Annotated in this window: 20 protein-coding genes; 10 read left to right on the forward strand and 10 right to left on the reverse strand. The window is 48.4% G+C overall.

The genetic code is table 11. The features are described 5' to 3' along the window. The first annotated feature begins 755 nt into the window (after nt 1-755). Nucleotides 756-2,375, forward strand: a complete 1,620-nt coding sequence (locus BM202_RS08790) for a Na+/H+ antiporter (protein WP_093824987.1) — start codon at nt 756-758, stop codon at nt 2,373-2,375. Between the two features lie 60 nt (nt 2,376-2,435). On the opposite strand, the gene BM202_RS08795 is transcribed toward BM202_RS08790, so the two are convergent. The 7 genes from BM202_RS08795 to parS all read right to left on the reverse strand — a co-directional run bounded on the left by BM202_RS08795 (nt 2,436) and on the right by parS (nt 9,377). Beyond that, nucleotides 2,436-5,393: a glycosyltransferase family 117 protein gene (locus tag BM202_RS08795; protein WP_093824989.1), complete on the reverse strand. Its 2,958-nt coding sequence runs from the start codon at nt 5,391-5,393 to the stop codon at nt 2,436-2,438. Nucleotides 5,394-5,687: 294 nt separating this feature from the next. Beyond that, entirely contained in the window at nt 5,688-6,521 is an 834-nt protein-coding gene (locus BM202_RS08800) for an SPFH domain-containing protein (RefSeq protein WP_093824991.1), read from the reverse strand. Continuing rightward, nucleotides 6,521-6,706 (reverse strand): hypothetical protein, encoded by a 186-nt coding sequence (locus BM202_RS08805; RefSeq protein WP_093824993.1) that lies wholly within the window; start codon nt 6,704-6,706, stop codon nt 6,521-6,523. Before BM202_RS08805 ends, BM202_RS08800 begins: the two co-directional genes overlap by 1 nt. Before the next feature lie 246 nt (nt 6,707-6,952). Then, a complete protein-coding gene (locus tag BM202_RS08810; protein ID WP_093824995.1) occupies nt 6,953-7,831 on the reverse strand; it encodes a bifunctional 5,10-methylenetetrahydrofolate dehydrogenase/5,10-methenyltetrahydrofolate cyclohydrolase in 879 nt (292 codons plus the stop codon). Between the two features lie 107 nt (nt 7,832-7,938). Continuing rightward, nucleotides 7,939-8,439, reverse strand: coding sequence for a DUF4385 domain-containing protein (locus BM202_RS08815; protein WP_093824997.1), 501 nt, complete (start codon nt 8,437-8,439; stop codon nt 7,939-7,941). Between the two features lie 57 nt (nt 8,440-8,496). Then, a complete protein-coding gene (locus BM202_RS08820; protein WP_093824999.1) occupies nt 8,497-8,952 on the reverse strand; it encodes an RES family NAD+ phosphorylase in 456 nt (151 codons plus the stop codon). After that, the gene (parS, locus tag BM202_RS08825) at nt 8,952-9,377 is read right to left on the reverse strand and encodes a type II RES/Xre toxin-antitoxin system antitoxin (RefSeq protein WP_093825000.1); all 426 of its coding nucleotides are present in this window, start codon (nt 9,375-9,377) and stop codon (nt 8,952-8,954) included. Before parS ends, BM202_RS08820 begins: the two co-directional genes overlap by 1 nt. Nucleotides 9,378-9,516: 139 nt before the next feature. Here parS and BM202_RS08830 point away from each other — a divergent pair, with 139 nt between their 5' ends. After that, complete coding sequence (locus BM202_RS08830; protein WP_093825002.1) at nt 9,517-10,056, forward strand: DUF1349 domain-containing protein; 540 nt, start codon at nt 9,517-9,519, stop codon at nt 10,054-10,056. 9 nt (nt 10,057-10,065) lie between these two features. Here BM202_RS08830 and BM202_RS08835 read toward each other — a convergent pair whose 3' ends face one another. After that, on the reverse strand, nt 10,066-10,728 hold the full coding sequence (locus BM202_RS08835; protein WP_093825003.1) for a pyridoxamine 5'-phosphate oxidase family protein: 663 nt from the start codon (nt 10,726-10,728) through the stop codon (nt 10,066-10,068). Between the two features lie 104 nt (nt 10,729-10,832). Here BM202_RS08835 and BM202_RS08840 point away from each other — a divergent pair, with 104 nt between their 5' ends. The 4 genes from BM202_RS08840 to BM202_RS08855 all read left to right on the forward strand — a co-directional run bounded on the left by BM202_RS08840 (nt 10,833) and on the right by BM202_RS08855 (nt 15,278). After that, entirely contained in the window at nt 10,833-11,060 is a 228-nt protein-coding gene (locus BM202_RS08840) for an RNA polymerase sigma factor (RefSeq protein ID WP_093825004.1), read from the forward strand. Then, entirely contained in the window at nt 11,057-11,617 is a 561-nt protein-coding gene (locus BM202_RS08845; protein WP_093825005.1) for a hypothetical protein, read from the forward strand. Before BM202_RS08840 ends, BM202_RS08845 begins: the two co-directional genes overlap by 4 nt. A gap of 102 nt (nt 11,618-11,719) precedes the next feature. Then, nucleotides 11,720-12,463: an SOS response-associated peptidase gene (locus BM202_RS08850; protein ID WP_093825007.1), complete on the forward strand. Its 744-nt coding sequence runs from the start codon at nt 11,720-11,722 to the stop codon at nt 12,461-12,463. A 160-nt stretch (nt 12,464-12,623) separates the two neighbouring features. Next, nucleotides 12,624-15,278 carry a TonB-dependent receptor gene (locus BM202_RS08855; protein WP_177236544.1) on the forward strand — a complete coding sequence of 885 codons (2,655 nt, stop codon included), beginning with the start codon at nt 12,624-12,626 and terminating at the stop codon, nt 15,276-15,278. A gap of 144 nt (nt 15,279-15,422) precedes the next feature. On the opposite strand, the gene BM202_RS08860 is transcribed toward BM202_RS08855, so the two are convergent. Next, nucleotides 15,423-16,343 (reverse strand): ROK family protein, encoded by a 921-nt coding sequence (locus tag BM202_RS08860; protein ID WP_093825011.1) that lies wholly within the window; start codon nt 16,341-16,343, stop codon nt 15,423-15,425. A gap of 250 nt (nt 16,344-16,593) precedes the next feature. On the opposite strand from BM202_RS08860, the gene BM202_RS08865 reads away from it, so the two are divergent. The 4 genes from BM202_RS08865 (at nt 16,594) to BM202_RS08880 (ending at nt 19,646) form a co-directional block, all read left to right on the forward strand. Next, nucleotides 16,594-17,061: a redoxin domain-containing protein gene (locus BM202_RS08865; RefSeq protein ID WP_093825013.1), complete on the forward strand. Its 468-nt coding sequence runs from the start codon at nt 16,594-16,596 to the stop codon at nt 17,059-17,061. A gap of 42 nt (nt 17,062-17,103) precedes the next feature. Next, on the forward strand, nt 17,104-17,904 hold the full coding sequence (locus BM202_RS08870; protein WP_262507670.1) for an SAM-dependent methyltransferase: 801 nt from the start codon (nt 17,104-17,106) through the stop codon (nt 17,902-17,904). Between the two features lie 212 nt (nt 17,905-18,116). Continuing rightward, nucleotides 18,117-18,710, forward strand: coding sequence for a TetR/AcrR family transcriptional regulator (locus BM202_RS08875; protein ID WP_093825017.1), 594 nt, complete (start codon nt 18,117-18,119; stop codon nt 18,708-18,710). 75 nt (nt 18,711-18,785) lie between these two features. Next, a complete protein-coding gene (locus tag BM202_RS08880) occupies nt 18,786-19,646 on the forward strand; it encodes an SDR family oxidoreductase (protein ID WP_093825019.1) in 861 nt (286 codons plus the stop codon). 61 nt (nt 19,647-19,707) lie between these two features. Here the strand turns inward: BM202_RS08880 and BM202_RS08885 are convergent, their stop codons facing one another. Beyond that, on the reverse strand, nt 19,708-22,143 hold the full coding sequence (locus tag BM202_RS08885; RefSeq protein ID WP_093825021.1) for a TonB-dependent receptor: 2,436 nt from the start codon (nt 22,141-22,143) through the stop codon (nt 19,708-19,710). Between the last annotated feature and the right edge of the window lie 158 nt (nt 22,144-22,301).

Below are 22,301 nucleotides of genomic sequence, written 5' to 3' on the forward strand. Positions count from 1 at the left end.
TTTTGCGTATACCCCCAACCCCCTGAAGGGGGCTTAGATGGAGAATAGTCGAGCGAAGCCCCCTTCAGGGGGTTGGGGGTATACGCAAAAACTAAATGAATTTATTAGTTAGCCCACAATCAGCGAGGGGAATGAGTGGAAATGAAAGCCACAGACGGCGTATTATTGAACGTTATGAACCAGAAACACAAAAGCCCCAACCAGGAGGTTGAGGCCGATAGATGCTTGCTACTGTATCCTTGACTGACAGGAGTGTAGAAGGTCACTCCGGTTGTAGAATTGTTCACAACGATGATAGAATCGTTCACATTTTACGCTGATTGGTAACGGCAATAGCCAACAGTAATCCATTTTGGATAGTACGGCTTATCCAGCTATTACTTTGTCGCTGATGCAAACAAAAAAGCAGACCGACATAGTGGGCCTGCTTTCCTAATTCTTAATCTAAAAGTTGTGATCAAAATAACAGCAATTCCTTCACGCATAAAAATACAATCGACCGCAGCGGGGTAAACACCGATAGATACCCCCTTTTTATCGATTGACGTGAATGGGCGGTATGTGTATACCAGGATTCTTTGTAAGGAATCGAAAGAAAACAAGTACTGGTTTTGAAAAGACCCTGTAGCTAATCGAATGGATCGGTGTTCTTTCAAGAAAAGCGACAGCCAACGTTTATACGGAGACGTTTAGCCAATCTCAATAATAAAGCTGAGTTTTAGTATCTTCGCTTCACCCCACTATTTTATAAGTTTATGCACCAAACATTGCTACTTTGTCTGGCGTTAATGCTTGCCGTTACGTTACTGGTCATGGTCGGACAGCGTTTACGGATTCCGGTCCCCATTTTTCTCGTGTTAAGTGGTTTAGCCGTTAGCCTGGTTCCGGGTATTCCCCCTATCGAAGTTGACCCCGAACTAATCTTTCTGATATTCTTACCGCCCTTACTTTACGAAGCCGCCTGGTTTATGTCCTGGAAGGAATTCTGGCGCTGGCGACGTATCATCGTTGTGCTGGCTTTTGGGCTGGTACTATTCACCTCGTTTGCTGTTGCGTATGTGTCGAGTGCCGTAATTCCCGGATTTACACTGGCGCTGGGATTTCTGCTGGGCGGCATCATTTCACCACCCGATGCCGTTGCGGCTACGTCGGTTCTGAAGGAGGTTAACATTTCGAAAGCGGCCATCAGCATTCTGGAGGGGGAGAGTTTAGTGAACGATGCGGCAAGTTTGGTGGTATTTCGCTTTGCCCTGGCCGCTGTTTTGTCGGGCTCGTTTGCGTGGCAGGTAGCCTCTGTCGATTTTTTGCTGGTCACAATAATGGGAATAGTCGTTGGACTGGCTGTAGGTGGAGTATTTTATGCAATCCACCGATGGATGCCTACGACAACCCGAATCAGCATCCTGCTGACATTCATCGCTCCCTATATTATGTACATGACCGCCGAAGAGTTTAAGGTCTCGGGGGTTATGGCTGTGGTGAGTGGAGGGCTGTTCTTGTCAAATCAGAGCCATGTAATCCTGAACCACAGTTCACGAATTCAAGGGACGGGCATGTGGGCCACGGTTGTTTTTGCTTTAAATGGCCTGGTCTTTATTCTGATCGGGCTTGAATTGCCGGTTATTATCAACGGGCTGGAGGGCTATTCGAAAACTGAAGCTGTTTTATTCGCGCTGCTGATCACGGCAGTGGTCATTGTTACGCGTATGGTATTCACGGTATCATCATCGTACTTCACTCAGTTTATCGGGAAATACATTACCGTAGCGCAGCGAAATCCTGGCTGGCGCGGCCCATTTATTATTGGCTGGGCCGGAATGCGTGGGGTTGTGTCGCTGGCATCGGCGTTGTCGGTTCCACTGGCTCTGCAAAACGGCACGCCATTTCCGCACCGGAATCTGATTCTGTTCATTACGTTTGTGGTCATTCTGGTGACGCTGGTTTTTCAGGGGCTGACCTTGCCGCTGGTTATCCGGTGGATTAATCCCAAAGATCTTGACGTGCGCATACCCGAAGATGAACAGGAAACAAGGATTCGGCTAAAGTTGCTAAAAGTGGCCCTGGCGTATCTTCATGAAAACTATGCCAAAGAATCGAGCACAAACGAACTGGTGGAAAATCTGAAGAATCGAATGGAAAGCGATCTGCATCAGACGAAACGACATCTGGATTCCTTGGAAAGCGATGGCGACAACGTAACAAAGTACAATGAGATTGTGACCGATATCATTAACGTTAAACGCGAAGAACTGCATCGACTACGCAGTGTACAGGAGTTCGACGATGAGGTTATTCGTAAAGAAGAAGCCCAGATGGATCTGGAGGAGGAAAAGTTAATCACCCGATTCGTTAAGCGAATTGTTTTCGATAGGTAACCTATAAAAAAGCCCGGACTGCACAACACAGTCCGGGCTTTTTTATAAGTTACCTATCGATCAACCAAACGCGTTGATGTGCTTCTGGAAGATCGCTTCGTATTTGGCGACGGCGGCCGTTTGTTTGGCTTCCTTGCAGGCTTCAACAATCGTTTGCAGAATGTAAAGATCTGAATCAGGGCTACCAAAGCGGTTTCCATTGCCGCTCTTATCGTAAGTCAGGTTCTGGTCAGCGCGGTTCGCCATCGTATCTGCAATTTCGAGCGCTTTTTTACTGTCGCCTACTTCAAACAGAAACCGAACGTAGTTCGACGAAATCTGGTCGTACGGAATGCTCTTGTCCGGGATAACTTTCAGCGAATAGTTAAGCACTTCCAGCGCTTTCGCCTTGTTGCCTTCACGGATGAGCTGATCAGCCAGACGGAAAAACGCAATCCGGGCTGAAATGACGGGCGGTCCTTTGTAGGTTTCGTCATAGTACACGTTTGGGTTGTCGAACTCACGCCAGAATGTCTTCTTGGTCATGTTGTTATACATGATGTCGGCGTTGACATACCCATCCGATGCACCCGGCACGGCCACCGGCATCAGGCGATAAGCGTATCCTTCCAGTTGCATGTATGGCTTCAGGCTCAGGTAATTATCGCTGGCTAACGTACTGGAAAAATAAATGGGACGTTTCCAGTTGTTAGTCGCAATCATATCGAGCATGATGAGATCGGGCTTATAAAGATCCTTCTTGCCAATCGTCCATTGCAAGGTGTCTTTCATCATCGGACGTAGCAGCGCAGGCACAAAGTTTGCCTGATCTACAGCGGCTTTGTCGATAGGCAGGAACAGCACCGACGAGGGCAAAATACTGGTCATGTCGCCATTCGTGAGCGGAACCTGTACCGCCGGATTACTGGTTTTGATCAGGCTAATGTATTGCTTTAAGTCAATCCCATTTTTCACGCCCGGTACTTCATAAAACGGCACAATGTCGTTTTTGCCCTTGTTGAAATTGTCGAATTCCAGTGAAATCGGCAATGCGTCAGACTTATACGTTTTGCGTTTCATTTGCTGAATATACCACTCAGTACCGAGCAAACTCAGGTTGCAAACGCGTACATCCGTGCGAAAACCTTCCACTTCCTGCACATACCAAAGAGGGAACGTATCATTATCTCCACCGGTAAAGAGTACCGCGTTTGGCGCACAGGAATTGAGCAGGTTTTTGGCGAAATCGACCGACTGATACCGGTTGTCGCGATTGTGGTTGTCCCAGCTTTTAGCTCCCATCATCAGCGGTATTAACAGGCAAACGCCAGCGACCAGGCCATTGCGGGCAATATCCGACTTAAGGTACGTTCGCAATCCTTCGGCAATCGCCATAACGCCCAGACCGAGCCAGATGGCGAAGAAGTAGAACGACCCAACGTAGATGTAATCCCGTTCGCGCGGTTCGGAAGGGGGTGAGTTCAGGAAAACCTGCAGCGCAATACCCGTGAACAAAAACAGTAACCCGACAATCAGGAAATCGCGCCGACGCCGGAAATACTGGAACGTAATGCCAAACAGACCAAGCGCGAATGGCAGCATGTAGAAATTGTCGCGGGCTTTATTGGTCTTCAGCAGGTCGGGTGCGTTCTGATCCGATGACCAGGGCAGCAGGTAGCCTGCGCCTTCTTCATCACTCTCACGACCGGCAAAGTTCCACATCAGATAGCGCCACCACATATGCCCCAACTGATAGCTAAACAAATACTTGATGTTGTCGCCCATCGTTGGCTTTTGCCCTTCGGCTAGGCCAAGCATTTGTCTATAAAGCTGCGGGTGATTCTGCTGACTGCTATACACGCGGGGAAATAGCATCTCATCACCAGGTGCATAAACGTATTCTGGCTGATGATCGAACACAACGTACTTATTACCTTCTTTTTTCCACATCGCAGCCCCTGGCTTCTGGTCAATCGGCCGGGCGGTGAAGACCGGCCCGTAGAGCAGCGAGCGGCTACCGTATTGTTCCCGACGCAGATACGACAGGAAGTTCAGTTCGTCGCTTGGGTCATTTTCGTTGATAGGCGGATTAAAATCAGCCCGTACCAACACCTGCAAATAGGAGGCATAACCGATCAGGACGAATGCCAGTGCCAGTAGTGACGTGTTCAGGATAACGCGCTTCTTCCGTGCCGACCAGACAATGCCGTAGACTATTGTCCCGATAAAAACAACGGTGAAGAACATGGCACCTGAGTTAAACGGCAAGCCTAACGTATTCACGAAGAACCGTTCAACGGCGAAGGCCATGCCCGGCAATCCTGGAATAATACCGGCGTTAATAATGGCCAGGATAAGCAGGCCAATACCGGCAGCCGTGGCACCTCCCCAGAAGGTTGGTTTAGGGTATTTTTTGAAGTAATAGATAAGCGCCAGCGCGGGCAACGTCACGAGGTTCAGTAAGTGAACCCCAATGGATAAACCGGTTAGATAAGCAATGAAAATGAGCCAGCGATTAGCGGCTGCTTCGTCTTCAATACGTTCCCATTTGAAGGCGGCCCATACCACGATAGCCGTAAAGAATGATGACATCCCGTACACTTCTGCTTCGACCGCGGAGAACCAGAACGTATCAGAAAAGGTGTACGCTACGGCCCCAACAGCCGCCGTTCCAATAACCAGCAACGTATCGGCGGTGGTGTATTCGCTCTCTGGTTTGGCCAGGAGTTTCTGAGCCAGCATGGTGATAGTCCAGAACAAAAACGCGATGGTGAAGGCACTGGCTAGTACAGATGCCATGTTGACCCAATAAGCCACACTGGTCAGATTACCGAACGACATCATCGAGAAGAGCCGTCCCAGCAACAGGAAAAATGGTGCGCCGGGTGGGTGGGGCACCTGAAGTTTAAATGAACACGCAATGAACTCGCCACAGTCCCAAAAACTGGCGGTACGTTCAACGGTCATCGCATAGGTAACGAGTGCGACGGCGAAAACGAGCCAGCCCGTGAGGGTGTTCAGGCGTTTGAATGACTGCATACAAATGGAGATTAACGAACTGCTTTTGTGTAAGTAGCCTCAAAAATACATAAAAAAGCAGCCCGGCCGGGTTAGGTCGGGCTGTTAAAGTTTGTTAAGGCAACTGTTTTGTGCGCGTTTTTTCTATGGCTATGGTTTAAGTTTAACCTTATAATTCATAGACAAAGGTGCGTGACCTTATCTAAACTGCGTCAGATTTTCCTATACATGACCTCGATTTCATGAACTGGTTCAGGCTATGAAACGCCAAACAGCGAGGAGAAGTGGAGCATGGTAGTGATTCTTAATCAGGATTTATTTTATCGGTAATTGCACCATCGTTGAGCTGGAGCCAAGCTGTGTTGTGGGTAAACTGCCGTTCCATTTGGCAATCCATTGTTGCTGAATAAGCATGGGCGTGAGCGTCTTTTGCTTCAATTCATTGGCTCTTGCTTCGGCTTCCGCTTCAATAATTTTTGCTCGGGCAATACCACTGGCTTTGGTCACGGCAATTTCAGCCGATGCTTTTTCGGCAGCAACCTGATTGTTCAGTCTGAGCGCGTTTTGTACGGCTGTATTCTTGGCATCGATCATAGCCTGTAACGATTCGGGTGGCGTGAGGTTGGACGTGATGTTTTCGAACATAAACCCATCATTCACCAACGCCTTTTGCAGTTTTGCTTCGACCTGATCCTCAAAACTGACGCGGTTATTGACGAGCGAATCAGGGGTGAACGTATTGGCAATATCACGATACGAGTTGTAGACGATAGTCCGCAGAATGTTGTTTTCAATATCGGGTAACTCTTTTCGGTACTTGCGATACACGTTTGCTCCCTGCCCTTTAACCAGGTGATAATTAAGCGTGGGGTCAATCTTAAACAAGGTACCTCCTTTTGCGCTGACCGTGAAGGGGTCGTAATCTTTGGTCTGGGTGAAGGTTGGATACTGCTCAATGAAGGAGGTTAATGGGTTATAGAATACCCACCCAGTAACGTTCTCAATATCGGACGCTCCCCGGTCGGAGCCAATTTTACTGACTTTAATACCCTCATGACTGGCATCAATAGTTGTACAGGAAATTACAAATTGACTCACGAGAAATAGCAGGACGAGCCCTACAGCACTGGAAATAAGTAAACGTCTCATTATTTAAACGGGTTTTTAGTGAAGGCTTTTGTTTTCAAGCTAATCCAGCCATACAGAATTACGGTTAACCCAGCTGCTATGACCAACAAATCGCTGGGCTGATTGAGTAACCATTGAATTCCGTTGACGCAGAAAACCGAGAAAACGAAAAAGCTAAAGAGCAGAAGTGCTTTGGCAAGGTCCATGGGTTAAGTGCTTGATTTGTCAGCTAATGTACCAGGTGGTGAGCCTTGCCACAGAGCTAATTGTTTGAATGGCTAAAATGGCTTTTTTTCGGGCCAGTTGTCTGTATGAGATTTTGTCTTCATCAGGATTAACTCAACGAATTGCTTATTGTGATGAAAAATTGAATCAGGTAACGGTTAAAAAATAACGCCCCCTGCTGACTTCAGCAGGGGGCGTTATTGCAAAAAACGAAACGATTGGCTAGCTTAGTAAATTTCCCTTCTTGCAGCTTTCAACGTATTCTGCATCAGCGAGCAAATGGTCATCAGCCCAACGCCCCCGGGAACGGGCGTAATAAAACTTGTTTTTGGGGCTACTTCATCGAATTTGACATCGCCTTTCAGAGAGAAGCCACTTTTTTTGCTGGTATCCGGAACGCGCTCCAGACCTACGTCGATTACAACGGCGCCTTCTTTCACCATGTCGGCGGTTATAAATTCAGATTTGCCAAGGGCCGCCACCAAAATATCGGCTGAACGACAAATTTCCGCGAGATTCTGGGTACGGCTGTGGGTGATGGTAACGGTACAGTTGCCGGGATACGTATTACGCTGCATCAGAATGGACATAGGTAGTCCCACGATCTGGCTCCGGCCTACCACCACGCAGTGTTTCCCGGCGGTTTTGATGTCGTAGCGTTTTATCATTTCCAGAACACCCTGCGGTGTCGCCGAAATGTAGGCAGGCAACCCTTTTGCCATGCGACCGATGTTGATCGGGTGAAAACCATCCACGTCTTTGGCTGGGTTGATGGTTTCCATCACCTTATCGGCGGAAATATGATCGGGGAGAGGAAGCTGCACGATTAGGCCGTCCATGTCGGCGTTCTCGTTCACTTCGCGAACTTTATCCAGCAGTTCGGCTTCCGAAACCGAAGGGTCAAAGCGAATCAGCGTGGACTTCATGCCCACTTCTTCGCAATTTTTCATTTTAGACGCTACGTAGGTTTCCGACGCGCCATTGCTGCCTACCAGAATGGCAACGAGGTGCGGAATTTTGCCGCCCTGTTCGCGAATCGCTGCGACTTCAGCCGCAATTTCCTGTTTGATTTGTGCTGAAAGAAACTTACCGTCAAGGAGTTGCATATGTAAGTGATTAGTCATCAGTCGTTAATCGTCAGTGGTTAGCAGATATTTCAGTCAATTCACTGACGACGAACAGTTCGACCGCAAAGGTCGTAAAGATTAGGAAACTACCCGTACTTCTCCTGCCAGTCCTTTTTCAATTTCTTGTATTCCTGGTCCTCTCGTGCTTCCAGGTATTTACCATAAAAAATCCGTGCCGACTCGGCTTTAATCGGGTCTTCATCATGGGGAAGCTGGTCACGTCCATGAGCACCGGAACGCCCTTTCTGATCGTCAGGAACGGGGCCGTCGTATTTTTGACCGGTGCGGTGATTCGCGTAACGCCTGGCTCTGGTATAACCCATTTGTAAAAACTTCCTGGCCATGTCCATGCCAATGAAGTCGCCTTTCTCTTTGTACTCCAAGAACAACTGGTAGATCTTTTTGGACGATTCACGGGCAATTTCTGGTGTTTTAAATCGCCAGTAGGGGAGAATTTCGGCCTTGTACGGTTGTATCAACAGCACGCCCATCTCGCCCTTCCCGACGCGATATAGTTCAGGCTGTTCCCGAAGGTTCAGGTTCCGGTAGTCGAGGTCGTAGTTGAAAGCGCGGTCGTTGGCTGGCATCGTTTATTCTATGATTGTTAATATTATCTATAACAACAGAGGCTGACCAAATGGTTATCAACGTAACAGACGCGGGTCGAAGTGGTAGAGGTGTTTGTTAGTAATTACAACCTCAGAAGCGCGCGGATGCATTGGATTAATGAGGTAATTGCATTTGCCCTCAACCATAGCCGACGGCACTTTGAGCAGCAGGGAATTGTGCTCTGCTGTCCATTTCTCAGTAATATCTTTAATCGTACCGGGAGGAGTCAGACCGTTCCATCCGTCAGGTAATTGATCGAGTGGTACGCTCAATATTGAATCTTCGGGTACTCGGATGATGAGCATTTGATGATAATCCGGTACGTATGATAAGGGGCTATGAACCAGCACTTCCAGCGTAGCCAAAGACCTGGAACTGGCGGTGTATAAAACAGGCGTTCCCATGTAATTCCAACGACCTCCTATTAGCCGGGCTCCCGTTCCTGTCAGATCGTCAGCACGACGAGCATTTGATAAGCGGTACACATCCATTAGGCTAACACTCCCCAGTCAATTCGGACAAGTTCATCCTGAATGGCCTGAAATCCAAATTGGGTGTCTAATAAGTCAATCGGTTTTTTGCCACCAAAAATTGGACTTGGATGGTTCATCCATCCTTTGAATTTTTCCGGATTGCCAAATATATCTTCTCCTTGTTTGTAAAGATTGGCCAGCTGTAGGGCCTTCTCCGTTACATCCTGTGGTAATAATTTTTCATCTGTGTATCGCTGCCAGGTTCGCGCCGAAATATGTAGAATGACAAACAGGTCTGTCAGAGTAATGCCCAGATGACGAGCCATTATGGAGACAGCTTTCTTAGATAAACCTCTGCGACTTACCTCAATCAGGTCAAAAACCGATTGGATAGGTGGAGCATTTTTTGCACCGAAGTAGTGGTTAATAGTCGTCGTTCTCATGGGAGTCGTGTCAACTGTCGCAAATGTAACGACAAGTGGCTTGTTGTGGTTCGGGTCGCCATTCGTTTATGGCTTCTATCGCAAAAGCACTGATATATAGTCCGATGATTTTCCATACTTTCGCTCAAAATACAAGCCTATGATTTGGTATAATGAACCGGCAATCTGGTCGGAAGAGAAGGATACTGTGTTCGTGCGCGTAACGGGCGATACTGACTTCTGGCGCGTAACGCATTACGATTTTGTGCGGGATAATGGCCATTTCTTTTACCGGGAACAGGCTGGCGATTTTATGGCCAGTGTTAAAGTAACCGGCCAGTACACCGACTTGTATGATCAGGCAGGATTGATGTTACGTCTTGATGAACAAAACTGGATCAAGACGGGAATCGAGTGTGTTGACGAACGGCAAAATGTCAGCGCCGTCGTGACGCGGGAATTTTCGGATTGGTCAGTTTGCCCGCAGGATCATAATCCGCCGTCCATTTACCTTCGCTTAACGCGCCAAAACGATTCGGTACGTATTGATTATTCGTTTGATGATTTTACGTATCAGATGCTAAGACTGGCCTATTTTCCCCCCGACGTATCGGTGCAAATCGGTATGATGGCAGCCGCTCCCGACGGGCGAGGTTTCGATGTAGTATTTGAGCAATTTGCCGTACTGGATATTTCATAAACACTACGTCTAGGGAGCTAGCCAGACCATTCGGGATTCGGGTTCATACTGAAAGTGAGCCCTTGCCTGTCCGCTGGGGCTCAGCCGTAAATACTCCATCGCCAATACCCGACACTCGATCACGGCGAAATTTTTGCGTCCGGCTTCACTCTCCTCATTTGTTGGCAACGTATCGCCCATCTGCTCGGGAAAGCCAGGGTAAGGGCCGGGTTGCTCGCTGCCGGGTATCTGTTCGGAAAGATAGGCTTTACGAGCGCCAACCCACAACGCCTGCCAGTGCTCATCGGCAATATAATCGTCAGTATGAAGGCGGGTTTCGACCGTTAGTCGAAATTGAATCTGCTGCTTATCGTCCCAAAACAAAAGCGTAGCAGCGGGAAATGCTTCCATCTGTATCACCTTCTCGGCCCGCGCATCGGTGTAAAACCAAACGTATTTTCGAGCGGCATCAACCCGACGTAGCACCACTATACGCGCGTCGGCTCCTCTGGACGTAGACGTAGCAAGCGTCATCGTTTTAAACCCCTTACTGTCAGACTGGGACTCACTACGTTCAGTGGCCTGAATAAGCTGTTGCCAACTGGTTCCTTCGAGTTCAGCCAATGTAGGAGTCGCCTGAGTGCGTTCCTGTGTATCGGACGGTAACGTATTAGCTTCTTTTGGAATGGACATAAAAAACGACTGGTCAAGGCTTCTTAACGGGCGGTAGACTTTATTTGTTTGTAAGTGTAAGTTTTTGGCCAACTCTGCGACTAACCGGTTAAATACAAGCAACGATGGAGACTGATTTCTTACAGACGGTCAATGCGCATGCCGGAATTACTTATAAAGTGTGCCGACTCTATGGGAAGGATGACGAAGAGCGAAAAGACCTGTATCAGGAAATTGTGCTCCAGCTTTGGCGTGCTTTTCCGTCATACCGGCAGGAGGCTCGTGCATCGACCTGGATGTATCGTATAGCATTCAACATGGCTATTTCACATACGATTAAAAACTTGATTTGACCCAGCGGCTTGGGCGTCAATTGCTGAACGAGATTCAACGCGATCGTTCCAGAAGTACGATTGATAAAATGATGCGGGAAGCCCGATTCGCAACCGTAATCATGATGACTATTATGCTACTTTTTAGCGCCATTATTTTGGGGAACTCCTTTGATTACGCACAGTCGGTTCACTACGTACCCGCGGTTTGTTACTGCCTCATTGCCGGAATTGGGCTGTTCTTTTTGTCACGCCATACTTGGGAACTAAGCCGAATAACACTCCATTCGGGCAATCTTTATCAGACTTTAACGGACCTGATTCGGCTGCGTAGTCAGCACACGAAATTGATGGTTGGTGTCTGGCTAGGCGGGATGCTAGCTGGCTCGCTGATTATGTTCCCGACCGTTGCCCGCAAATTTGAAGATCAGGGGTTGGCGGGTATCCTCCTGAGTGTTGGGTTGCCACTTTGCCTGGTTCTGATCGCACTTGGCTTGGCAAAAATTACCGGTTTTTTTACCGATCGGTATCTTAATGAGTTGCGTGAGCAGGTCAATGAACTGGAGGAATTAAGATGAAAAAATTAACTGATTTAAAGGCAGAATTCGATAACCCCAAGGCCATCTTATTCGTTATAGTACAGTAGCCATTACAAGTTAAATCGTCTGTTAATCAGCATTATGTGTTATCATAAGTCACTCAACGTCAAGGCGTCTGAACTGGAAGAACGTTACGAGGCAAAACTGCCCGATTCCGCCGATTTTCAACCTGTTTACCACGCCAACGCCTATCAATTTCCGACCTGGCCGATTCTCACCCTACAGGACCCGAACCGTTTTCAGATGATGCGCTGGGGGCTGGTTCCCCACTGGGCCCGAAGCCGGGATAACGCCGATGAGATTCGGTCGAAAACCCTGAATGCCCGTTCAGAAACGATCTACGAAAAACCGTCTTTTCGGTCGTCGGCGCAGGAGGGAAAGCGATGCCTGATTCCGGTTACGGGTTTCTTTGAATGGTTCACGAAGGGGAGCAAAAAGTTTCCATTTTACATCAATACGAGCGACCAGAAAATTGCGTCAATTGCCGGGCTATGGGACGAATGGCCCGATCCGGAAACCGGCGAACTAATCACTACGTATACGCTGCTGACTACGGATGCTAATCCGCTACTTGCAGCCATTCACAATACGAAAAAACGAATGCCCTGCGTTTTGACGCCCGACGCGGAACACGCCTGGTTACACGACGATTTGAGCGAATCCGATGCGCTGAAATTGCTGGACAAACAGTATCCGGCCAATCACATGCATAGCTATAGCATCAGTAAACGTATCACGTCGAGAAGCGAACCAAGTGACGTTCCCGACGTTTTAAAACCTGCCGACTACCCCGAACTAAGCAAAAACACTCAATTGTTCGCTTAGGTAATGCGGCCCGCTCGTCCCCGTTGCGGGCCGTTTGTGTATATTCCAGGTTTGTGGCTAGTTTTGTCGCGAAATTTGGTCAACTAAGTTGTCTTTTTTCAAAACTATTCGCTTAACAATTGATTGCTATCAATAACGCTTGTTGTTGAATCACCTGACTATGAAAAAAACAGTACTCTCACTTATTACTGGCATTGCTTTATTAACCGCACCATATATAGCCAGGGCTCAGTTCCCGGCTATGCCGGGCGGGGGAGGGCAGAAGCCCGTAGCCATTCCCGGTACGGCCAGCGACGACTCGCCACGGGGGAATGCCAAACTAACAGGCGTCGTTGTCGACTCGACGAACGGCAAACCAGTTGAATTTGCCAGTATCGCGCTGATCGATTCCAAAACCAAGAAGCCCATTGACGGAACCGTTGCGGACGACAAAGGAAAATTTACGCTTAACAAACTACCCCAGGGCGACTTTCAGGTAATGATCTCGTTTGTTGGGTATCGCAACAAAACGATTTCCAGTGTCAAACTCGACCGCAAAGGCGACGTAGCGCTGGGCACCATCAAACTGGGTAACGACGTTCGGACGCTCAAGGAAGTCGAAGTGGTGGGGCAGGCGTCACTGGTTGAAGAAAAAGTAGATCGACTGGTGTACAACGCCGAAAAAGACATTACCGCAAAAGGGGGCGACGCTACCGATGTAATGCGTAAAGTGCCGCTTTTGTCAGTCGATTTAGATGGCAACGTCAGCCTGCGGGGAAGCAGCAATGTTCGTGTATTGATTAATAACAAACCCTCAACGATTGTCGCCAGCAGTGTTGCCGATGCCCTGAAGCAGATTCCGGCCGACATGATCAAAACGGTGGAGGTTATCACGTCGCCGTCAGCCAAATACGACGCAGAAGGATCGGCGGGAATTATCAATATCGTCACCAAGAAGACAACCTTGCAGGGCTTTACGCTGAATATTGACTCGGGCGTAGGAAACCGGGGAACCAATCTTGGCCTGAACGGTAACCTCCGAACGGGTAAAATGGGTTTTAGCCTGAGCGGTTTTGGCCGGGCCAACTACAACGTAATTGGTCGCTTTGCCAATACCCAGCAGACATTTGGCAGCCGAGGTACAACCACCACCGACCAGACCGCCGATACACGAAACCACGGAATTTTTGGTCAATACACCCTCGGCTGGGATTACGATATCAGTAAAACCAGTTCCATTACGGCCAGTCTGCGTTACGGTGCCCGGAACAACTACCAGAATCAGGATAATTTCCTGACGAGGACCATTTCGCCAGTGGCTTATTTTCCAATCGTAACCGATCGGAACGTATTGACCAAAGACTTGTCGGGCACGGTCGATGCGAACGTTGATTATACCCGCACGTTTGCCAAGCCGCAGCAGGAACTAAGCGTGTCGGCGCAGTTTAGTCGTAACAACCGCAACAACGATTTTACGGCCGATATTTTGAGCAACACGGACTTCCAGACCATTGCGTCGCGCCAGCAGAACCTGAACAACAGCTTTAATCAGGAGTCGACGATTCAGGGCGATTATCAGACGCCAATCGGCAAAAACCAGCTGCTTGAATTTGGTGGGAAAGGGATTTTTCGTCAGGTAGAAAGTGCGTTTAGTTATAATGTAGGCGTAGGTACAGGTCCACTTGGTACCGATCCAACTCGCTCGGCGAACACCCTCAATTATGATCAGAGCATTGGTGCTGGATACGTATCCTACACGATCACAACCAAAAATAAATACACCATCAAGGCTGGTACGCGTTACGAACACACGACCATCAATGCGAACTACAGCCAGAATCAGCCGGGTGAACAGGGGGGCGCTGCCGGACAGGATTTGGGGATTCCGAGCTACAGCAATTTGGTGCCCAGCATCAACATCTCAAAGGCGCTTAAAGGAGGAAAAACGATTAAACTGGCCTATAACCGCCGGTTGCAGCGTCCGGGTATTCAATTCCTGAACCCGAACGTGAACACGTCTAACCCAACTAACATTACCAAAGGCAACCCGTTTCTATCGCCGGAGTTGACTGATAATCTTGAGTTGGCGACCAGCGCCTACATCAAAAGCGTCTACCTGAACGTATCGTTATTTGCCCGGCAAACGAATAATTCCATCACCAGCGTTCGCGATACGGTAACGACAGGTGCGGGTCAAGTGACGAATCCAACCTTAGCGCAGGCCATTCAGACAACCTATCTGAACATTGGCAAGGAGTCTGCTTATGGAACGAACGTATTCGGAAATGCCACCTTCTTTTCGAAATGGCAAGTTGGGGGCGGGTTTGATCTGTATTATTCATACCTGACAAACAACAACGCATTGGCGGCTTATAACGCTACAAATTCGGGTTGGGTTGTAACGGGGCGCTTCTTCACGAACCTAACCCTCAAAAATGGGTGGGGAGTACAGGGTTTTGGCTTTATCCGTGGCAAACAGATTCAGTTGCAGGGCTATCAGGGCGGATTTGCTTTTTATAGCCTTGGCTTGAAAAAAGAACTGAAAGACAAGCGGGGAAGCTTCGGGATTGCGGCTGAGAACTTTTTCAGTCATCCCTTCACGGTTCGTTCCGAGTCGAGTTCGCCCATCTTTAACCAGAGCAGCCTGACGAGTTTATACAATGCGGGTGTTCGGGTGAACTTCAGCTATAAAATTGGTAAGCTTAGCTTCGATCAGCCGCAACGCAAAAAAGGCCGTTCCGTCGAAAACGACGACGTGAAAGGTGGCGAAGGCGGTGGAGATCAACCACAGCAGCAAGCCGCACCAGCCGCTGGTGGTGGACGGCGGCCACGGTAATAGTCGTAAGTCGTAAGTCGTAAGTCGTAAGTCGTAAGTCGTAAGTCGTAAGTCGTAAGTCGTAAGTCGTAAGTCGTAAGTCGTAAGTCAGTAGCTACCAACGTCAGTGACTGGCAACTATTGACTTACGACTTACGACTTTTTTTACAACATCGCTGCGCCGAAAACGCCGGCGCTGTCGCCCAGTTTAGGCTTGAGGAATTTTGTACTTAGCTCACCACTATTGAAAACATACTTCTTTGCCCGCTCAACCCCTTCGGTATAAAGTAAATCGACATTACCCACGCCACCCCCCAGCACAATGACGTCGGGGTCGAGGATATTGACAATGACTGAAATGGCCCGGCCAAAATACTCCAGTAATCGATTAACGGTTTGGCTGGCAAATAGATCGTTACCTGCGTAATACCGCTCCATAATTTCTTTCATGGTACGTTCTTCACCACTGACCTGGTGGTAATAGCGTTGTAGGGCCGGTCCAGAAATGACCTGCTCATTACAGCCACGTTTCCCGCAATAGCAGGGGTGACCGTTTTCTTCCAGGATGTTATGGCCCCATTCGCCCCCGATGCCCTGCAAGCCATTCAGGACAAAAGGCTGCCCATCTTTCCCTCGGATCACAACCCCGCCACCAACACCCGTGCCCATGATGACGCCGAAAACACTCTGATAGTCAGGCGCTACGTCGGGTACGATACCTAGCGTAGCTTCGGCCAGTGCAAAACAGTTGGCATCATTGGCCAGTTCAATGGGCACACCCAGCAAGCGAACCAGATCATCTTTCATTGGTTTGCCGTTTAATGACGTCGTATTGCAGTTTTTCATGGTTTTCCGGGCCGGATCGAAGGTGCCTGGCGTACTAAAACCGATACGTTCGGGTAGTAAACCCGTTTCGGCTTTAAGCATATCGATCAACCGGACCTGCTGGCTCAGAATGTGGTCGTAGCCTTTGTGCGCTTCGGTGTCAATACGTTTGCGAATAATGACGGCGTCGGGTGAGGGAGCGGATAAGATAACGCCTTCGATTTTGGTGCCGCCCAGGTCAATGCCCCAGTAATTTTGCATGTAAGGAAATAATATATGATTCTAATAGGTATCAGACCGTATTACGATTATAGTAATCAGCTGACTATTTATACTCGTTTACCTTGCTTAATTCTTAATGAAGTTGGGCGAAAAAACATACGGCCCCGACTACCAACAAACGGCATAGTAGAGAAAAGAGCTTGTTTTCCCTTCGCTTTTTCGGAATTTCGCCATCAGAACGGATTTGACATCAAATCAACACTCATAAATTTAAATTCAAAAATCTATTATGCTCACGCCCGGTCAGAAAGCCCCCGATTTTACGCTGTTTAACACCGATAGACAAGAAGTATCGTTAACCGATTTCCAGGGTAAAAACGTAGTTATCTTGTTTTTCCCGATGGCTTTCACAAGTACCTGCACCGCCGAACTTTGCGAGATGCGCGACAACATTAGTACGTATGCGGACCTAAATGCCGACATCGTGGGTATCTCCGTTGATTCGCCCTTTACGCTGGCCAAATTCAAGGAAGAGCAGCGACTGCCATTTAATTTGCTATCCGATTTTAACAAAGAAGTGTCGCAGGCGTATGATACGTATTACGAGACGTTTGTGCTCAATCTAAAAGGTGTTAGCAAACGTTCGGCTTTTGTCATTGACCAAAATGGTCTTGTTCAATACGCCGAGGTGCTCGAAAGCGCTGGGGATGTTCCTAACTTCACCGCCGTTCAGGAAACGCTTGCTTCACTTAATTAATGGCGAAAGTGTGAAAGAGCGAATGAGTGTTTGCGTTAGCTAATCACTCATTCGCTCTTTCACACTTTCGCTCATTCAAAAATGGCCTGGTATCATAACTTTTTTCATGGGTTGCCGCAGGATGCGTGGAAAGCCGCGCAAACCGAAGAACAAACGCAACTAGACCTCGAATTGCTGGTCGAAACGCTGGATTTCGGTCCCGATGATCGCCTGCTGGATGTGTTCTGCGGCTACGGTCGGCATGCGCTACCGCTGGCCCGCATGGGTGCCCGATTGACAGGCGTCGACATTTCGGCTGAATACATTGCCGAACTTCAGTCAAGTGCCAAAGCCGCCAGGTTACCCATAACAGCCATCGCCGACGATTTCCTCACTATGCCGGAACGTGATTTGGGAGCAGGTGATACGTTCGATGCCGCCTATTGCCTGGGTAATAGTTTCAGTTTCTTCCCGCGAGTCGATATGCAGGCTTTTCTGGCACGTATCGCTACGTTGTTGAAACCAGGCGGGCGTTTTTTGGTGCATTCGGAGATGTTGGCCGAGTCAATTTTGCCCGAATATCAGGCGCGTAACTGGCAACCCGTGGGCGACGATATTCTGTTTCTGGTCGAAAATGAATATGACCCGCTCGAAAGCCGTATTGATTCTCACCTGACCTATGTGCGCAATGGCGAAACGCAGACCCGTATGGCCCAGCACTACGTATATACGCTAGCCGATCTGCGCCATTTATTTGCCGAAGCAGGTTTGCCGGTTGTCGATTGCTACGGTACCGTTGAGGGTGATTCCTATGCTCTCGGCGATGAAGCCGTATGGTTGTTAGCTGAAAAAGTAATGCGCTAACTTTCTGGTAGGTAATTGGAAGATAGGTTGCTAAACCGTTTAATAGATATTTATTTAACGGCGGGCTATATACGTTCTGCGGGAATGCAATTTATAGAGGACTAAGTTTGATTTTTTTAATAAAATCGATGGTTTTTTTTAAGAAGTCCGACTTAAATACGTAATTTTCAGATGAGTTAACACCGTTAACCACCGACTGATAACCTACTTCTATGCAAACTATCGAACGTAAAGTGCGCAGCCGTGAACAAACTCGTTCCGGCATAATAAGCACAGCGAAAGCGATCGCCAGTCAGGAAGGCTGGCAGGCCGTTTCGATCCGAAAAATTGCTGATGCGATTGACTATAGCGCCCCTGTGGTGTATGAATATTTTGACAGTAAAGACGTATTGCTGGACGAGATTCGGAACGAAGGTTTCCGTTATTTATACAAGGAGTACGACCGAATTCTGAAGTTATACCGTGATCCCGAGAAGCGACTTTATGAAATCTCGCTTATTCAGTGGGATTTTGCCCGTCAGCAGCCAGAGATTTATCAGGTAATGTATAATCTGGATGGCGCCTACTGCACGATGCCAGTTTATCAATCAGAAGCCATGCAGGCCGTTAGTCGTATTGTGGAGGAAATAATCTTCTCATTTATTCCGAAAGCGAAAGAAAGCATCAAACGGCTCTACTTTCAATGGTGGTCGGCTTCCCACGGTATGATTATGCTGTCTATGCTCCTCAAAGACGAACAACCACTCGACCAATCTGAGCAAATTTATCGGGAAACCATGCGCCGTTTCGTGCGCGATTTACGCTAGATAAGTAAAGTGAAAGAGAAATTACTTTATGCTTAAATAGCAGACGTATATCTATGCTACCTATCCTCTTTACATATGAAAATTGCAGTTATCGGCGCGACCGGCATGATCGGTCTGCCTGTTACCCAGGAGTTTATTAAGGCTGGTTTCTCCGTTCGCATCATCGCTCGTGATGTCGAGAAAGTGCGAAAACGCTTCCCCGATGCAGAAGTCATTGCTGGGGATATAACTGATGTTTCGAGTCTGATTAGTGGGTTGCGTGGTATGGACGCAGTGTATCTAAGTCTGGCTACCCGGCAAGATGAGAAAGAAACAGATTTTCATACCGAATCGCAGGGAATAACTAACGTGATCCAGGCGGCCAAGGAAACTCGTGTTCGCCGAATTGGGTATTTGTCGTCTATCGTCATGCGATACCAGGGCATGAATGGGTATAACTGGTGGACATTTGAGGTGAAGCAGGAGGGGGTTCGAATTCTTAAAGCATCGGGCATTCCATACAGCATTTTTTATCCATCCAGTTTTATGGAAGCCATGAATGACAGACAGCGTTCAGGCACGTCTATCAGGGTTGTAGGAAAGTCGAATATCAGGCAATGGTACGTTTCTGCCAGGGATTACGGAAAACAGGTGGCTCGGGCATTCGAAATCGCTAAAGACGGTCAAAATCAGGAATATGTGATTCAGGGGCCGGAAGCCGTGACTCCCTATCAGGCTGCCGAACGATTCGTGGCTGCTCATAAAAAAGAAAAGCTGAAAGTTGCTTCCATTCCGTCATACGTGATGCGATTGGGCGGTCTATTTTCACCGCCGATGAAGTATGGCTGGTATATCACGGAAGCCCTTAACAACTACCCGGAAGTTTTTGAGGCAGAAAAGACCTGGGCAGACCTCGGAAAACCTGAGATAACGCTGGAAAAGTTTGCCCAGCAATAGTGATTCTATACCCCTCTCCTGTTTTTCTGGAGAGGGGACTTCCCAACTGTTTCTCGGATCACTACGCTCCGTTAGCCCGGCGTTTTTCATCTTCTGCTCCCCCCGTCCGACGGCGCGACGGCGTTAACCCATCATTACCAAACCGATACGTGAACGAAGCCGTTGCAACTCGTGTATCCTGACGTTGGTAGAACTGCTCAACATAGTTCGCGTAGGTGGACGTAGCATGCGTAGGACTGGTATAGAAAATGTCGGTCATGTTCAGCTTCAGCGTGCCTTTTTTGCCCATCATACTTTTTTGCAAACCCAGGTTAAGCTGCCCTAATGGCTGAATGTCCAGAAAACCGTATAACTGGCGTGACTGATAATTACCCGTTAGATCGGCCGTCCAGCCCCGCCCTAACGTGAACGTACTGGTGCTGGTCAGGGTGTAGGCTGGCAAGCCTGCATTGAGCGATGTACCCGCCAGATCGCCAATGAACTGCTGGTAAAAAGCTACGAGATTATTATCCATTGTCCACCAACGGGTTAACTGCGCTGGAATTGTCATGGTTAGTCCATAATAATCGGAGCGTGTCAGATTCTGGAAGGTCGACACCGCTTGTCGGTTGCCTTCCGGAGCGGGTTGAATGACGCTGATAATGGGTTGATCGGTACGGCTGTAGCTGATCGACGTAATGAATTTCTGCTTAAAGCTGTGCGTCAGTTCGATGTTATAGCTTAACTGCGGAAACAGCGCCGGATTTCCCGAAAAATAGGTTGTGGCGTCAATATACGCCCGAAATGGATTTAGCTGATTGTAGGTCGGACGATCAATTCGGCGGCTTAGTGACAGACTTAAATCGTGCAGTTTTGATAAACTCTGCTTGAGAAATACGCTCGGGAAGAGCTGAAAATAATTACGTTCGAAACTGGCGTTACCTTTAAACTGCAAGCCTTTAACATTGGTTTGTTCGCCACGTAACCCCGCCTGGAGAGATAACTTATTAAAGGTCTTGTTGATGTTGATGTACCCCGCGTTGATGTTTTCGTCATACCGGAAATGATTGGTTTTTCCCGTATCGATCACGCTTATTCCTTCCACGAGACTCGTAAACACTACGTCGTTATCGGAATGCACCCAGCTGGTTTTGATGCCGCCTTCCAATCTGGTTTTGTTGGGAAAAGTATGCGTATAATCAGCCTTAAACGACGAAATGTTTAGCCCTCCGTTCAAATCACCCGCCAGAACCGTTGGGGCTTGAATGGGTACAATGAAAGACGTAGCTAGATTCTGACTACGGTGGGTTTCGTAATGAGCGTAATCAGCGTCGGCCGTTAATTCACGTTTGCCGGTCGAATCAAAATTGTGTTTCAGATTCAGGTTAACCGCTACGTTCGGTGTGGCCAGTGTCCGTCGGTTAGCTGATCGATAGCTGGATTGCAGTTGTCTCTGATCACTGAATGTCTGTGTGACATTCGTAATGTTTGCTTCTGCCTGGTTTGCTAAGCCGCTCACGGCCATACCAATCAGTGTTTGCTTCGACAACGTGTAGTCGAGGCCTGCCCGATACGTATTGGCGACGTAGCGGGTTTTGCCCATGTTGTCCTGATCGCTACTGCCGGTGAACAGATTGTTCTGGTAAAACTTCCGGTGCAGGGTTAACTGGGTAAAGACATTTCGGTCACTGTAGGTATAGTTGCCAAAGAGGTTAAGCTTTTTGTGTCGATAGTTCAGGGCAAAACCGGTTGTTAACTTTCCATATTTTCCATAGCCGTAACTGGCGTTTACGCTTCCGTTCGTTCCCTGTCGGCCATCTTTTTTGAGTTTGATGGCAATGATGCCCGCACCACCAGCCGCGTCATACTTGGCCGGTGGGTTAGAGATCAGCTCAATCTTCTCCACCGAATTGGCGGGCAACGCACGTAGCATATCGGCTAGTTCGGTACCCGTCATCGGTATGCGTTTGCCGTCAATCAATACCAGAACACCCTGCTTGCCCCGAAGTGCGAGGTTGTCATTCTGATCGACTGTTACACCCGGTGATCGACTGAGAACTTCCAGCGATGTGGCCCCGGCGCTAAGCGGACTGGCGTCTACATTAACGATAATACGATCGGTTTCCCGTTCAAAAAGGGGTATGCGGGCCTGTACCGTTACTTCTTTCAACTGCGTATTGCTACTGGGTTTCAGCCGAAGGGCCGGAAGCTTCTGATCGTCCGACGATAGGGCAAACGGCGCCGTTTGTACACGTTCATAACCTACCTGCGAAGCTGTAATGAAGTAGCTGCCCGTTGGCAGTCGATCAAACCGGAAGGTACCCGTTGCATCACTGAATTCAGTTTTGACAACCACTGAGTCGCTGGCGCGATGGATTGCCACCGTCGCGAACTCAACGGATGAGCCAGCCGGGTCCTGTATTACGCCCGTAACAATTGGGCCACTTTTCGTATGAGCGCTATAAGCCCTTGAAAATAAGGTAATGAGGAGAAGACAAACACGTAGAGAGAATGCCATGCCGGGATGTGTTTAGGTGCTGAAATCAAGTTCAGCAAAAAGACACAGGACGTAATACACAGCGCGGCAGTTCTCCATAAACGGCCTAAAATAAGTATCAGCGGGGAAGCCTTTTGAAGGGGTGGTCAGACGTTCTTGCTTGGCTTTGCCGAACGAGA

Source organism: Spirosoma endophyticum (assembly GCF_900112365.1).
Lineage (GTDB): Bacteria > Bacteroidota > Bacteroidia > Cytophagales > Spirosomataceae > Spirosoma > Spirosoma endophyticum.